Origin of the sequence: Streptomyces alboflavus, assembly GCF_000716675.1 — a bacterium.
GTDB lineage: Bacteria > Actinomycetota > Actinomycetes > Streptomycetales > Streptomycetaceae > Streptomyces > Streptomyces alboflavus.
Genome location: NZ_JNXT01000038.1, coordinates 186,154 through 200,725 on the forward strand (window position 1 = coordinate 186,154; position 14,572 = coordinate 200,725).

Consider the following 14,572-nt stretch of genomic DNA (forward strand, 5'->3'; position numbering starts at 1 on the left):
TTGAAAAGTTACACCTTGTGGTCACGGAACCGCATGAAGACGATCGGCCCTTGTCCGTCTTCGAGGAGGTTCCCATGACCGTGAACGATCGTCTGTCGCTCTCTCCGGATGCCGCACGGCAACTCGCGACCGCCACCAAGACCGCGCCGCAGATGCGCGGCACCACGCCCCGCTATCTGCTGCGCGCCCTGCCCTGGGTGGACCTCAAGTCCGGTGTGTACCGCGTGAACCGGCGCCGCACGTTCGTGCTCGGCGACGACCGCATCAGCACCCACACCGACAGCGGCTCCCCCCGCGTCATACCGGGCGACCTGCGCGAACTGCCGTACCTGCGGGACGCGGAGGAGTCCTGCCTGACCGAACTCGCGGGCGCCTTCACCGAGGTCAGCTTCGAGGCCGGGCAGGTGCTCGCCCAGGAGGGCGACCCCGCCGAGCGGCTGTGGATCATCGTCCAGGGCCGCGCCGAGAAGCGCGTGACCGGGCGCTACGGCGAGGAACAGCTGATCGAGGTCATCGGCGACGGCCAGTTCTTCGACCTCGGCGCCTGGACCCGCGAGGAGCAGACCCCGTACCGCGTCAAGGCCCTCACCCCCGGTACCGCCCTGTGCGCCGACCGCAGCGCCCTCGCCGCGCTCGCCGACCGCGACGAGCGGGTCCGCACCTCCATGACCGCCTACGTCTCCGGCAACGGCGCCCGCCCCGGCTCCGAGGTCCCGGTCGACCTCGCCTCCGGCCACGTCGGCGAGCCCGACCTGCCGGCCACCTACGTCGACTACGAGGACGCGCCCCGCGAGTACCACATGACGCTCGCGCAGACGATCCTGCGCGTCCACACCCGCGTCCACGACGTCTACAGCGGCGACGTCGACCAGACCCGCCAGCAGGCGCTGCTCACCATCGAGGCCCTGCGCGAGCGGCAGGAGGCGGCGCTGCTCAACCACCCCGAGTTCGGCCTCTTCCACAGCGTGACGTCGGGGCAGCGGGTGCAGACGCGCACCGGGTCGCCGACCCCCGACGACCTCGACGAGCTGCTCTCGAAGGTGTGGAAGCAGCCCAGCTTCTTCCTCGCGCACCCGAAGGCCATCGCCGCGTTCGGCCGTGAATGTACGCGGCGGGGAGTACCCCCGGTGACGGACAGCCGCTTCGGCAGCCCGCTGCTCACCTGGCGCGGCGTGCCGCTGCTCCCGTCGGACAAGGTGCCGTTCAGCAACGGCGTGAGCGGCAACGGTTCCGGCGCGGCCGTCGGCACCACGGAGATCCTCCTCATGCGGATGGGCGAGGCCGACCGGGGCGTGGTCGGGCTGCGGCCCGCGGAGGTCGCCGACGAGGTCGAACCGGGTCTGTCCATGCGGAACATGGGCACGGACCAGAAGGGCATCAGCTCGTACCTGATGACGGCGTACTTCAACACGGCGGTGCTCGTCGAGGACGCCATCGCGGTGCTCCAGAACGTCGAGGTGAACAACTACCATGACTACTCCTGACCTCAGGGCGCTGCTGCGTTCCCCTGAGCAGGTGCCGTCGCCGACGGCCACCTCGGCAGCCGGGATCCCGGCGACTCCCCCGACGACCACGGCTGCGGCGGTGCCCACGACCGGCGTGCCCGGGGCGGTGGCCCCCGCCCCGGCGGACGCCCCCGCCGCGCCCCCGGCCGACCTCTCCGGTCTCACCGCCACGCCCCCCGGCGCCTTCTCCCCCGAAGCCGCCCGCAAGGACGTCCCGATCCTGCACCGCACCGTCAACGGGCATCCGCTCGTCTGGCTCGACAACGGCGCGACCACGCAGAAGCCGCGGCAGGTGATCGAGGCCGTCAGCGCGTACTACAGCGCGGCCAACTCCAACATCCACCGCGGCGCGCACACCATGGCGCGCGAGGCGACGGAGCTGTACGAGGCGGGGCGGAACGCGGTCGCCCAGTTCCTGGGCGCGCCGTCGCCCGACACGATCATGTTCGTGCGGGGCACCACCGAGGCGATCAACCTGGTGGCGCAGAGCTGGGGCCGGGCCCACCTCGGGCCGGGGGACGACATCCTCGTGCCCGTCCTTGAGCACCACTCGGACATCGTCCCCTGGCAGTTGATCGCCGAGGAGACGCGGGCGCGGGTCGTCCCCGTGCCGTTGACGCCGGACGGCGAGATCGACCAGGCCGCGTACGCCGACCTGCTGTCCGCGCGCACCCAGATGGTCGTGGTCAGCCAGGCCTCGAACGTGCTCGGCACCGTGCCGCCGGTGCGCGAGATGACGGCCCTCGCGCATCGCTACGGCGCGAAGGTCCTGGTGGACGGCGCGCAGGCGGTGGCCCACATGCCGGTGGACGTCCAGGAGTTGGGGGCGGACTTCTACGCCTTCTCCGGCCACAAGCTGTTCGCGCCGACGGGCATCGGTGCCCTGTACGCGACGCCGGAGACCATGGCGGAGATGCGGCCCTGGCAGGGCGGCGGCAACATGATCGAGTCGGTGAGCTTCGAGCGGACGACGTTCGCGGCGATGCCGCACATGATGGAGGCCGGGACGGGCCATATCTCGGGTGTGGTCGGCCTGTTGGCGGCGATCGACTGGCTGCGGGGCTTCGACCAGGACGCCGTGGCGGCGTACGAGCAGCAGCTCATGACGTACGCGATGCAGGCGATGGCGACCGTGCCGGGCGTGGAGGTGATCGGGTCGGCGGCCGAGCGGATCGCGGTGCTCACCTTCACGATGGCGGGCCACGATCCGGCGTCGATCGCGGACTGGCTCGACCGGGACGGGATCGCGGTGCGCGCGGGCCACCATTGCGCGCAGCCCGCGCTCGCGCACTACGGCCTGGAGTCGGCGGCCCGCGCCTCGTTCGCGCTGTACAACACCTCGGACGAGGTGGACCAGTTGGTGGCGTCGCTGCGGCGGCTCGGCCAGTCCGGCCAGTCCGGCCAGTCCGGTCAGTCCGGTCAGGGCGCCCCGGCGCAGCAGGCGTGATCCGGCGGGATCCGGGGCCGTCAGCCTTTGGGGCGGCGGCTCCGGGTCCTGAAGTGGAACACGATCAGGCCGACGACGGCGAAGGACGCGGCCCAGATCAGGCCGAAGCCGAGATAGCGCCACAGGACGGTGTCGCCGAGCGAGCCGCCCACGGAGAACTGCATCGGTCCGAAGGAGGGGAAGTACTGCAGGACCGGCTTGTTGGCGGCCGGGTTGCCGAGCGGGTTCTGCAGGAACGTGTCGGTGAGGCCGCCCATGATGATGAGGAAGAAGCCCTCCAGGTCGTTCTTGACCAGGACGCCGAGCAGCAGGCCGAGCGAGCCGTAGGTGAGGGTCATGGTGGCGAACCCGGCGAGGATCGTCCCCCAGCCGGTGAACCCGGGGCGCCAGTACAGCAGCAGGGCCAGCGCGGTGTAGAGCGCGATGGTGCTCGCGACGATGCCGATGGCGAGCATCTTGGCGCCGACGAGGGTGGACTGGCCGAACCCGGCGAAGGCCAGGCGCTTGTCGAAGGCCAGGGCCTTGCGGACGGCGTCGAAGACGACGAAGCCGGAGATCATCGTGAGCGCGTTGAGCCCGGCGGTGATCAGCGTGATGTGCTTGCCGCCGACGCTCAGCATCTCGCCGGTCGCGTACAGCTTGAAGTCCACGTCCTTGTCGCCCGCGATGGCCGTCATCAGCAGATACCAGAGCGGCACGAACAGCAGGAGGAGCAGCGCGGCGAGGCGGTTGCGGCTCTGTTCGCGTACGGAGAACCGCAGCGCGGTCGGGAACTGGCCGTACAGCGGGGTGCCCGGGAGGGTGTCAGGCGCCGGCATGGCTGGGCTCCTTCACTGCCGTGTCACGGGGCGTCAGGCGGCCGTCGACGAGGTCGGCGAGGACGTCGAAGCGCTCCTGCTCGAAGACGAGGTGGGTGATGACGACGACGGCCTTGTCCCGCTCGTGCAGTTGGTCGACGAGGTCCCAGAAGCGCAGGTACGTCTCCCAGTCGAAGCCCTGGTACGGCTCGTCGAGGAGCAGGACGTCCGGGTCGTGCAGGAGCGCGAGCGTCAGGTTGAGCTTCTGGCGGGTGCCGCCGGACAGGTCGCCCGCCGCGGTGTCGCGGTACTTCTCGTAGCCGAGCAGGCGGACCAGTTCGTCCGCGCGGTCCAGGGCGGTCAGGCGGTGGGCGGCGGCGAAGTAGCGCAAGTGCTGATCGACGGTGAGGTTGGCGTTGAGGACGGGGTCCTGGGGGCAGTAGCCGAGGGTGCCGCTGAGGGCGACCTCGCCGCGGTCGACGCGCAGGGTGCCCGCGATCGCCTTCAGGAGCGTCGACTTGCCGGAGCCGTTCTCGCCGACCACCGCGACCAGCTGCCCGGGGTCGACCCTGAGGTCCACGCCGCGCAGCACCTGATGTCGGCCGTAGGCCTTGTGGATGTCCCGGGCGGTGAGTGCGGGCTCGGGCCGTGTGGTCATGCCTGGCCTCCTTCTGCTTGCTGTGCTTGGGGAGTCGCGTTCAGCCCGCCCGCGTAGATGCTCAGGAGCTCCGGGCCCCAGCGGGCCAGGCCCGCCGCCGACAGCGGGTCGACGCCGAGCACTCCGGTGAGCTGGTCACGCAGCAGGAACACCGAGAGGTCGTTGACCAGCAGGAGCGCGGCGCGGACCTGCGGGTCGCCGCCTCTGGCGGCGGCGCCCGACTCGGCGAGGTCGTCCAGGGTCTCCCTGCTCATCGCGTACAGCCGCCGGAAGAGGCCGCGGCCCGCCTCCGTGTCGGACAGCAGGAGCCTGCGCAGATAGCCGGGCAGTGGGGAGCCGACCGGCAGGTGGCGCAGGAAGACCTCGCCGAGGGAACGCGCGGCGGCCGCCGACTCGTCGAGCAGCTCCGGGCCGCTCTCGCCGGTCAGCTCGCTGAGCATGCCCTCGAAGACCGTGATGACGTACTGGTCGACCTCCTGGCGCAGGCCGTCCTTGGAGCGGAAGTGGTGCACCACGAGCCCCGGTGAGACTCCGGCCGCGGTGGCGATCTGCCGGACGGTGACCACGTCGGGGCCGTGCACGGCGAAGAGGCGCAGGGCCTCGTCTCTGATGACCGCCCGGGTGGTGCGGTCCTCGGGCATTGAACGCATGTACAGCAGACTAAACGCTCGTTCAATCGCCTGTCCAGTGCCGCTGGTGGCGGGTCGCCGTCAGTCATCCGTGGAGGGCCGGGGCGCCCGCCTCCACGGATGCCTCCACGGATGACTGAGACGGATATCCGGAAATTGGTCGGGGACCTCGCGAGCAAAACCCGTCAGGTGATCGATGACACCCGGACACCGCCCCTGGAAAACTCGTGCCGGGTCGAAAGAACAGGGCCAAGAGGGGGCCAAAGGGGGACTTGCACTCTCTTCTCTCCGAGCGGCCAGTGCTGCCCTTTGCTGTCCAGTGATGCCGTTTGCTGCCACCGGGGGGAACGTCATGCACATCAATGTCCTGGGGCCCGTGTCCGTGGCCGCCGACGGGGAACTCCACGGAATTCAGGCCGACAAGGTGCGGGCCATGCTGGCGACGCTCGCCCTCGACGCGGGCCGCGCCGTCGCGCACGGGGACCTCGCCGACGAGCTGTGGGCGGGCCGCCCGCTCGGCAACACCCGCAACGCCCTCCAGGCGCACGCCACCCGGCTGCGCAAGGTGCTCGACGGCCACCGTCCGTGCCGCCGGGGCGCGACCGTCCTGCGCGCGGTGCGCGGCGGCTATCTGCTCGACGTGCCGCCCGGCTGCGTCGACGGCGACCGCTTCCTCGACCTCGCCACGCGCGGCGCGGCGGCGCTGTCCGTGGCCCCCGAGCGCGCGATCGAGCTGCTGCAGGCCGCGCTGGAGCTGTGGCGGGGGCCCGCGCTGCTCGACGCGGGCGACGGGCTGCGCTGCCGGGGCGCGGCCGCGCTCTTCGACGAGCGGCGTCTGACGGTCCGGGAGGACCTGATCAGGGCCCGGCTCACGGTCGGCGACGCCGCCCGCGCGGTGGCCGAGCTGCGCCGCCTGGTGGCGCAGCACCCGCTGCGCGAGCGCTTCTGCGAGCTCCTGATGCTCGGCCTGTACCGCACCGGGCGGCAGGCGGAGGCCCTGGAGCTGTTCCATGTCACACGGCGGCGGCTCGACGAGGAGCTGGGGGTGCAGCCCGGAATCGTGCTCCAGCGGCGGCACACGGAAATCCTGTCGCAGGATCCGGCGCTTTCCCTTTCGACCGCCACAGCGGCCACGTGAATCGCGGCGAACACCTTGACGCCGGTTCCGCACCAGCGGCCCCACTCCTGGAAATCCGGCGCCGAGAAGTGTGTCCTCGCGCGCCCGACAAGAATTCATCGCCGGGTACGACATCCGGTTCTCCATGGGAAACATCTGGTTCGCCGACCGCAGGAGCAGCCGCGTGATGACCTCCGATCCGCCCCCGCCCGGGGCCGCCCCCGCCCGGCCCGGCGAGCCCGTCGCCATCGTGGGCGTCGCGGCGCTCGACCCGGGCACGCTCGACGACGTCGTCGTGGACGTCGCCCGGTTCGGCATCCCGCCCCTGCAGGCCAGGTCCATGAACCGGATGCAGTTGCTGATGCTGGAGACGGCCCGCCGGTGCCTGGCCGACGCGGGCCACCCGGCGCGGCCCCTGCCCGCCGAGCGCACCGACGTCGTCACCGGCCTGTGCTTCGCCCTCGACCGGCAGCACGCGAACGCCCTGAGGGTCGAACTGCCCCGGTACGCCCGCGAGGTGGCGCGCGCGGCCGTCGCCGCTGGTGCCGATCCGGACAGCGCCGCCCGCGCCGGGGACGAGCTGCGCGGGCTGCTCACGCGACGGCTCGGCGGCTCCCCGCACGACCGGGTCGGCGAGATGGCCAGCACGATCCCGGCGCGCGTCGCGGCGGCCTTCACACTCCGCGGCCGCACCCTCGCCGTGGAGTCCGCGGAGGCCACGTCGTTCGTGGCCCTCGCCCACGCACTGGAACAACTGCGGGCCAAGGGCTCGGACGCGGTCCTCGTCCTGACGGGGCAGCGGGACGAGAGTCCTTATGCGGCTTGGGCGTTGGACGAGAAGGGGCGGGGCGGTGGGGGGCGGGGGTCCGGTGCGGGGGTGACGCCCGGCGCGGGAGCAGCACGCGGTGCGGGAGCAGCACGCCGTGCGGGGCAGGCCTCCGGTGCGGGGCGGCCCTCCGACCCTCCACTGTCCGCCCGCCCCCTCACCCCAGGTGTCGGTGCCGTCCTCCTCAAGCGGCTCTCGGACGCCGTCCGCGACCAGGACCGCGTCTACGCCACGATCCTCGACTGCACCCTGCGCCACGACCCGCGGCCCGGCTGTTTCCGCCCGTCGCGCTCCGCCGAGTTGCGGCAGCGCACGGCCACCGCGTCGCTGCGGGCGGCCGGCGTTGACCCGGGCACGGTGCAGTACGTCGAGTACGTGGACTCCGCCGTCCCCACCGGGGCCGAGGCGACGGCCTTCCTAGCCGGACCCGTGGCGACGAGCAACCCGAGCACCCCCGTGGCCACCATCGACCCCACTGACCCCACTGACCCCACCGGCCCCGAACCCACCGGCCCCACCGGCCCCGAACCCGCGGCCGGGCCGCCCCACCGTCCGCCGGATGCCGTCCGTCTCGGCACCGGCGACGGCCGCGCCTTCGCGCACGCGGGACTCGCCTCCCTGCTGAAGGTCGCCCTGGCCCTGCATCAGGGCCGCTATCCCGACCAAGCAGCCGTTCCTGACGCCGAGCCGGGCGGCACGGTGCCCCGGTCGCCGCAGCCGGGCGCGCCCTGGCCGACGGGTGTGCGAGCCGGAGTGCCACGCCGCGCCGTGGTCCAAGGAGCGTCCCTCACGGGCACGTTCAGCCACCTCGTGCTGGAGGAGCACCCCGGCCCGACGGCGGGCGGGCCCCGAGCCGGGGACCGCCCGGGCCCCCGGGGGCGTACCCGCCGCGCCTGGGCCGCCGCCACGCGGGCCGTGCCGGTCGCGGTGGTCGGGCTCGGCGGGCGGTTCGCCGGAGCCGCGGACGCCGCCGGGTTCTGGCGCGTCGTGTCCTCGGGCCGGACCCGGATCGGGCCCGTGCCGGACACGGTGCTCGACCGGGACCTGTACCACTCCCCCGGCGCCCTCAGCCTCACCCACTCGTACACCGACCAGGGCGGTCACGTGCCGGTGCCCGACGAGCCGCCGGAGGACCTGGCGGTCCTTCCGCCCCGGTACGCGGCGCTCGACGGCGCGCAGCGGCTCGCGCTCGCCGTCGCGGCGGAGCTGTTCGTGCCGCGCCAGGTGCTCGGCGGGCGCGGCGTGGTCGCGGTCGGCGGCACGCTGGGGCCGACGCGGGAGCGACGTGCCCACGCCGGGCTCGTCCTGGACGGCCTGGAGGAGACGGTCGTGGGGCTCCCCGCGCTCGCCGGGCTCTCCGCGCTCGGGCAAAAGCGGCTTCTGGAGCGGCTGCGGGAGCGGACCGGCCGGGTAGGGGGCGGGCTGCCGCCCGCACTCCTCGACGGCTGTCTGGCCAGCGGCGTCGCCGCGCTGCTCGCGAACGAGTACGGACTCGACGCGGTGCCGCTCGCGGTGGAGGCGGCCTGCGCGTCGTCGCTCGCCGCGCTCGACGTCGCCGTCGCCGCGCTACGCTCGGGCACGGCGGACTACGCTCTCGCGGGCGGCGTCGAACTGGCCTGCAACGTACGGGACATGGTGCTGTGCTCGGCGCTCGGCTTGCTCTCGCACAGCAGGAACGCGCCGTTCGACGCGGGAGCCGACGGGTTCACTCCGGGTGACGGCTGCGGGCTCTTCCTCCTGAAGCGGTACGACGACGCGCGGCGCGACGGCGACACCGTGCACGGCGTGATCCGTGCCGTCGGCGCGTCCAACGACGCCAAGTCGCTCATCGCCCCGGACGTCGCGGGCCAGGTGCGCGCCATGCAACGGGCCTTCGCCCAGGTCGACTTCGAGCCCTGCACCGTCGACTACCTGGAGGCGCACGGCACCGGCACCAAGGTCGGCGACCGCGTCGAGATCGCCGCGGCGGCGCGCCTGTACGCGGGCGGGCCGCGGGCCGAGCCGCTGCGCATCGGCTCGGCGAAGTCGTTCTTCGGGCACACCTTCGCGGCGGCGGGCAGCGCCGGCCTGCTGCGCACTCTCCTCGCCCTGCGGGCCGGGACGCTGCCGCCCAACACGCTCCTGCGCACGCTCAATCCGGCGCTCGGCCTCGCCGCCATCCCCGCCGAGATCCTGACCGAGGCAAGGCCCTGGACCCGGCCGCCGGGCAGGCCACGGCGGGCGGCCGTCAGCTCCTTCGGGACCGGCGGCATCAACTACCACGTGCTCGTAGAGGAGCACCGCGAGGAAGGGTCCGGACCGCGATGACCTTCGTCTTCGGCGCCGACGCCGGCACATCCGCCGACAGCGACACCGACACCGGCGCGGACGCCCAGGCCGACGCCGCCGAGATGTGCCGCATGGTCGAGGCCTTCGCGCGGCGCGAACTCGGCGACGTACCTGATCCGTTCGCACCCGCCGAGTTCCGGCGGCGCTGGCTGCTCGCGGGCGGGCAGGGGCTCGTCGGCAGCGTGGTGCCGACGGCGTACGGCGGCAGTGGCCTGGACCCGGTCACGGCCGCCGCCGTCCTGGAGGCGCTCGGCCACGGCTCGCCGGACACCGGCTTCGCGTTCTCCGTCGCGGCGCACCTGTTCGCCGCGGTGATGCCGATCGTGGAGTTCGGCACGGAGGGGCAGAAGCGGCGGTGGCTGCCCGCGCTGTGTTCGGGCGAGCGGATCGCGGCGCACGCCATCACGGAGCCGGAGGCCGGTTCGGACACGCTCGCGCTGCGGACGCGGGCGGTGCGCGAGGGCGACCACTACGTCCTCGACGGCGCCAAGGCGTTCACGACGAACGCGCCCGTCGCGGACGTGTTCGTGGTGCAGGCGGCGACCGCGCCCGGCGGCGGCTTCTTCGGCCTGACGGCGTTCGTCGTGGAGGCGGACACGCCGGGGCTCACGGTCGGGCCCGCGTACGACAAGGTGGGGCTGCGCGGCTCGCCGACGGCCGATGTGCGCCTGGACGGGTGCGTGGTGCCCGCGAGCCATGTCCTCGGGGCCGAGGGGGCGGGTGCCAGTGTGTTCGCGGGGTCCATGAAGTGGGAGCGCACCTGTCTGTTCGCGGCGTATCTCGGCGCGATGCGGCGTGTGCTGGATTCCACCGTCGCCCATGTCAAGGAGCGGGAGCAGTTCGGTGTGCCCATCGGCGGCTTCCAGGCGGTGAGTCATCGCGTCGTCGACATGACGCTGGCCCTGGAGTCGGCGCGGCTGCTGCTCCGCGAGGCGGCGCGGGGCCTGGCGCGGGGCAGCGAGGACGAGGTCGCGCCCGCGCTCGCGAAGCTCGCCGTCAGCGAGGCGGCCGTCCGGATCGGCCTCGACGCGGTCCAGCTGCGGGGCGCGCTCGGGGTCCTCTCGGGCGGCGACGCCGAGACGCTGCTGCGGGACGCGCTGCCTGCCCGCATCTTCTCGGGGACCAACGAGATCCAGAAGAACAACATCGCCCGGGCACTCGGCCTGGGCGGCAACCGCCGTACGGGGGGCGGGCGCTGACCGTACGGACAGCGCCCGCCGGCCGACCGCAGGGACCACCCGACCCACCGACTGACGGGATGTCACTCACCATGTCGCTCACCCCATCCGGCACCGCGCGGGACGGCGGCGCCGACGCGTCCGCCACCACCGTCATCGTGCACCGCATCCGGCTGCTCGACGGCGTGGACCCGGAGCGGTTCGAGTCCTGGGTCCGGGACGTCGACTACGCGGCCTGTCCGCGGCTGCCGGGGGTGGTGGCGTTCGCCGTGCACCGCGTCACGGACGCCGGGGCCGCCTCGCCCGGCGAGTACTTCGAGATCATCGAAGTGACCGACCGAACGGAATTCGAACGGGATATGCGGTCCGACACATTCCGCGGACTGGTCGCCGAATTCGAGAAGATGGCCACGGTGGTGGCCGAGCTGACCGGTGATCGAGTGGGGTTCGGATACCGGGCGCGATAGTTTTGCGATACGTAATCAGGAGGTGTCGGCATTCCCGATCAGGAGGTGTCGGCATTCCCGGTCGGGAGCCGTTCATCCCTCCTGGCCACGGAATTCCGCGGTCCGCCCAATTGTCGCCATCAAACCTGTTTCATAGGCGATGGCGACGGCCTGGGCGCGTGTGCTCACACCCATCTTCCGGAGCACATGGTGGACATGGGACCGGACGGTCGCGAGGGACACCGAGAGTTTCTCGGCGACTTCCGCGTTGGACTTCCCCTGGGCGAGCAGGACGATCACCTCGGACTCGCGCGGCGTGAGGTCGGCGGCCCGGCGCCCGGTCCCGTACGAACGCCCCTGCTGGGGCAGGCCCTGGAGGCTGCGCCGGGCGGCCGCCGGCATCACCATGGAGGCGCCCGCGCTCACCGTACGCAGCACGTGGATCAGGTCGTCCGCGGAGGAGTCGGGGGCGAGGACCGCTCTGACGCCGACGCACAGGGCCTCGACGGAACGGTGCGCGGACTCGGCCTTGGCGATCAGGACTATCTTCGTCAGGGCGGCGAGCTCGGCCAGCTCACGGCTGTCGTCAAGGCCGAGCGCGGGCGCCACCACGATCATGACGTGGGGCGTCAGCTCGGCGACGGCCGCGGCGGATTCACGTCCGGTGGTGAACCCGAGGACCTCGAAGTCGGGCTGCTGATCGAGCAGCGCACGCATCGCCGCGGACATGATCGACTCGTCGCAGCACACCAGGACGCGGATCTTCATGGATCGCCGCCTCACCACGTCCCGCCCGGCCGCGGGCCACGCCCGCGCCGGTCGCACCGGACCGTCCCTCCCGCCCTTCTCGTCCCGCCCGTCACGACATCACGCCCGCACGGGCCGGCCTCCCCGGCCCGCGAGAGACTTCCGGCACGTGGCCCTTGCAGCAGTTCCCCATCTCGCCGCCCCCCTTTGAATGACACGACCATGTGCCTTCGGGTACCCCTCGTCGCTGCTGCCCGTAAACGTTCCCGGTTGCTGTTCGAATCTGCACTTTCTCCGTCCGTACGCCCCCCCTCTCACGGCGTATCCGGGCAGACTCACGGGTGCGGAATATGCCGTCCGCACTGCAACATTATGTGGGCGCAACTGGCCGCTGGGCGAGGGTTGTTGGAAGAAGCATGAGAATGGCTCGAAACGGCGCGGCCGGAAAGTCAGATCCTCCGCAGGTGTGCGACGGCAGGGCGGCGTGGGGAGCACGGGAACTCGGTGACGGGCAGGCCGAGACGGCTCACGAAGAACGCGCGCCCCGGAATGCGGAGGCTCGACTGGAAGGCCGTCCGCAGATCTTCGTGCTGGAGTACGACGCTCACGGGATGCAGGGCGAGCCCGGCCGCGGTCGCGCACAGCCAGTAATCGGCCAGTCGCGCTCCGCCCTTGACGGCGTCGGCGAGCGTCGGCTCCGTCCGGTCGAAGCTCATGGCGACCACAGCGGGCGTCGGCCGCACCATCCGGGCGAGCCCGTGGGCGAGGCGGCGGCCGACGAAGCGGTCGTAGCCGACGGGGGCGAGCAGCCGCATCGTCGCGGGCGCGAGGGCGGCACGCAGCGCCTGCCTGCTCGGCCACGACAGCGGCCCGAAGAGCTGGTCGAGGGCGAAGCCGTCCCCGCGCGCGGCGGCTTCGGCCCGGTCGGCCCGCAGGAACGCGTACGTCTCGCGCCAGGCCTCGCGGTGGCTGAAGTCGCGGCCGCCGTGCTCGGCCACGAAGTCGGCGAACGCGTCGCGGTCGGCGCCGGACGTCAGATGCCGCACGGTCACGTCGGCGCCGCGTGCCGCCGCGCACCCCGAGGGGACGAGCAGGCCGTCCAGGAGGGCGGGCCGGACGGGCTGGGGGCGGTAGGGGGCGCGGTTGGTGCGGCGGGCGCGGGCGGCGGCGCGCAGGGTACGCAGTTCCGCGCCGACGTCCTGGGCGCCGGAGCCGACCTCGCCCCCGGCCGCGCCCCGGGCTTCGGCCCCCGCCCCCGCCCGGCCGCGCAGCCGCGCCACGCACAGCGCCGTCCACGACCGGGGCCAGGTGGTCCCGGGCAGCTCGGCGCCGCGCACCGCCCCCGGGTCCAACGGGCCGTCGGCGAACCGCAGGGCGTCCACCGACCAGCCCTGCGCCTCCAGGGCCCGCAGCAACAACTGCCAGTACAGGCCGCAGCTGAGCAGCATCTCGACGGCGTGGGCGGGCAGCGACCGCAGCTCCCGGTCACGGTCGAGCCCGAGGACGAGGTACTGATACGCCTCGTTTGTCCCGTCGCCGCGCCCGACCCCGGGACCGTCGGCCACCCGAGGCACCCCGGACGCCCCGGCCTCCCCCTCCACCACCCGCGCGGCGGCGGCCCGCGACGCCTCGCTCCTGGCCCACGCCACCGCCCACGGCTGGCAGTTGTGGGACGAGGGGCTGAGCACGGCGATCCGGGCCGCCTCGCGCAGGGCGTCGGCGAAATCGGCGGAGGCGGGGGAAGCGGAGGTGGCGGAGGCAGCGGAAGTGGAGGCGGCGGAAGCGGAGGTGGCGGTCGCGGGTGCGGCAGGGGCGCCGGGGGCCGGGGCCCGGTCTGTGGTCATCGTCGTGTTCTCCTCAGCTCCACGCGGGGCGGGTGAGCGGGCGCCGGTCTCGCGGACCCGGCGCTGTCCTGGCGTCAGCGGTCCACGGGCGGCGGCAGCAGGAAGGGGTAGGGCCTGCGCCGGATCTTGCGGTGCCAGAGGCGGTCGGCGGCGCGGAGGCGCTGGATCAGCTCCCACATCCGGGCGTCGTCGCGGTAGTACGAGGCGACGTCGGCGGCCGTGATCGGCTCGGCGAGACGGGCGTTGGCCTGTTCCAGGAACGCGGGGACGAGCGCTTCGAGGCGTTCCTTGTGGAGGTTGCCGAGGAAGTCCAGGAGCACGCCGCGCGTGGCGTAGAACTTGTCGAAGATCGACTTGGCGACGGAGACGCGGACGGCGTCGCGCAGGATCCACGGCAGCGAGGTGAAGAACAGCCGCACGTCGAGGAGTTCCCGGCCGTGGTCGTCGCGCATCAGCGGCGTGGTGACGTCGAGGTAGGTCAACTCGCCGTCGACGTCGACCCAGTTGGAGGCCTGGGCGTCCAGGCCGAGCGTCGGGTGCACGGCGGCACAGACGCGGTCGAGGAAGCGGGCGAAGAAGGTCTTCGCCCATGTCTCGTCCTCGGTGTGCAGGAGCCGGGAGCAGAGCCGCTCCGGCGGGAGTTCGCGCTGTACGCAGTACGCCGTGATCCGCCCGGAGGGCCCGGCCGTGTGCCAGACCTCGGTGGGCGCGACGGTCAGGCCCCGGTCGGCGAGCCGGCGCAGATACGCGTCGAGCGAGTGGCGGTAGCGCTCGAAGCGGTCCCGGTCGGGGAAGACGGGCAGCCGTTTGCAGGCGAAGGAGCCCTCGTCGGCGCGGAGCCGGAGCACGAGGGTGATCTCGCCGTAGCCCAGCACGTCGAGGGCGCTGTCGTCGGCTCGGCGCAGCGCGTCCTGGACCTGTTCCTCCAGGTGCGCGAGGGCGGTGTGCGGGACCGTGAGGGTCATGGGTGCCTCGCTCTCGGCGGCAGCGGGGGTACGGGGGTGGCCTCGGCGCGGTCGTCGGGTCCGGGCGCGGTGTGTGTGCCCCGGC

Annotated in this window: 12 protein-coding genes; 6 read left to right on the forward strand and 6 right to left on the reverse strand. The window is 73.0% G+C overall.

The genetic code is table 11. The features are described 5' to 3' along the window. Positions 1-74: 74 nt before the first annotated feature. Together OO63_RS26155 and OO63_RS26160 are read left to right on the forward strand one after the other, a co-directional pair. Complete coding sequence (locus tag OO63_RS26155; protein ID WP_030357123.1) at positions 75-1,484, forward strand: family 2B encapsulin nanocompartment shell protein; 1,410 nt, start codon at positions 75-77, stop codon at positions 1,482-1,484. Further along, positions 1,471-2,952 (forward strand): cysteine desulfurase, encoded by a 1,482-nt coding sequence (locus OO63_RS26160; protein WP_051811205.1) that lies wholly within the window; start codon positions 1,471-1,473, stop codon positions 2,950-2,952. Before OO63_RS26155 ends, OO63_RS26160 begins: the two co-directional genes overlap by 14 nt. Before the next feature lie 20 nt (positions 2,953-2,972). Here OO63_RS26160 and OO63_RS26165 read toward each other — a convergent pair whose 3' ends face one another. From OO63_RS26165 to OO63_RS26175, 3 genes are read right to left on the reverse strand one after another with little or no spacing between them, the layout of a single operon-like run. Next, positions 2,973-3,770, reverse strand: coding sequence for a hypothetical protein (locus tag OO63_RS26165; RefSeq protein WP_030357121.1), 798 nt, complete (start codon positions 3,768-3,770; stop codon positions 2,973-2,975). After that, the gene (locus tag OO63_RS26170; RefSeq protein WP_030357120.1) at positions 3,757-4,407 is read right to left on the reverse strand and encodes an ABC transporter ATP-binding protein; all 651 of its coding nucleotides are present in this window, start codon (positions 4,405-4,407) and stop codon (positions 3,757-3,759) included. The genes OO63_RS26165 and OO63_RS26170 overlap by 14 nt, the downstream gene beginning before the upstream one ends. Next, the gene (locus tag OO63_RS26175) at positions 4,404-5,057 is read right to left on the reverse strand and encodes a TetR/AcrR family transcriptional regulator (protein WP_030357119.1); all 654 of its coding nucleotides are present in this window, start codon (positions 5,055-5,057) and stop codon (positions 4,404-4,406) included. The genes OO63_RS26170 and OO63_RS26175 overlap by 4 nt, the downstream gene beginning before the upstream one ends. 331 nt (positions 5,058-5,388) lie before the next feature. Here OO63_RS26175 and OO63_RS26180 point away from each other — a divergent pair, with 331 nt between their 5' ends. The 4 genes from OO63_RS26180 (at position 5,389) to OO63_RS26195 (ending at position 10,952) form a co-directional block, all read left to right on the forward strand. Next, positions 5,389-6,174 (forward strand): AfsR/SARP family transcriptional regulator, encoded by a 786-nt coding sequence (locus OO63_RS26180; protein ID WP_030357118.1) that lies wholly within the window; start codon positions 5,389-5,391, stop codon positions 6,172-6,174. A gap of 124 nt (positions 6,175-6,298) precedes the next feature. Beyond that, complete coding sequence (locus tag OO63_RS26185) at positions 6,299-9,286, forward strand: polyketide synthase (RefSeq protein WP_078619375.1); 2,988 nt, start codon at positions 6,299-6,301, stop codon at positions 9,284-9,286. After that, positions 9,283-10,506: an L-prolyl-[peptidyl-carrier protein] dehydrogenase gene (gene redW, locus OO63_RS26190; protein ID WP_078619366.1), complete on the forward strand. Its 1,224-nt coding sequence runs from the start codon at positions 9,283-9,285 to the stop codon at positions 10,504-10,506. The genes OO63_RS26185 and redW overlap by 4 nt, the downstream gene beginning before the upstream one ends. Before the next feature lie 71 nt (positions 10,507-10,577). After that, complete coding sequence (locus tag OO63_RS26195) at positions 10,578-10,952, forward strand: RedY protein (RefSeq protein ID WP_051811220.1); 375 nt, start codon at positions 10,578-10,580, stop codon at positions 10,950-10,952. A 72-nt stretch (positions 10,953-11,024) separates the two neighbouring features. Here OO63_RS26195 and OO63_RS26200 read toward each other — a convergent pair whose 3' ends face one another. From OO63_RS26200 to OO63_RS26210, 3 genes are all read right to left on the reverse strand, one after another. Next, complete coding sequence (locus OO63_RS26200; RefSeq protein ID WP_030357114.1) at positions 11,025-11,699, reverse strand: response regulator transcription factor; 675 nt, start codon at positions 11,697-11,699, stop codon at positions 11,025-11,027. Positions 11,700-12,127: 428 nt separating this feature from the next. Then, a complete protein-coding gene (locus OO63_RS26205) occupies positions 12,128-13,522 on the reverse strand; it encodes a nitroreductase family protein (protein WP_051811207.1) in 1,395 nt (464 codons plus the stop codon). Positions 13,523-13,596: 74 nt separating this feature from the next. Further along, positions 13,597-14,487, reverse strand: coding sequence for a DUF6206 family protein (locus OO63_RS26210; protein ID WP_030357112.1), 891 nt, complete (start codon positions 14,485-14,487; stop codon positions 13,597-13,599). Between the last annotated feature and the right edge of the window lie 85 nt (positions 14,488-14,572).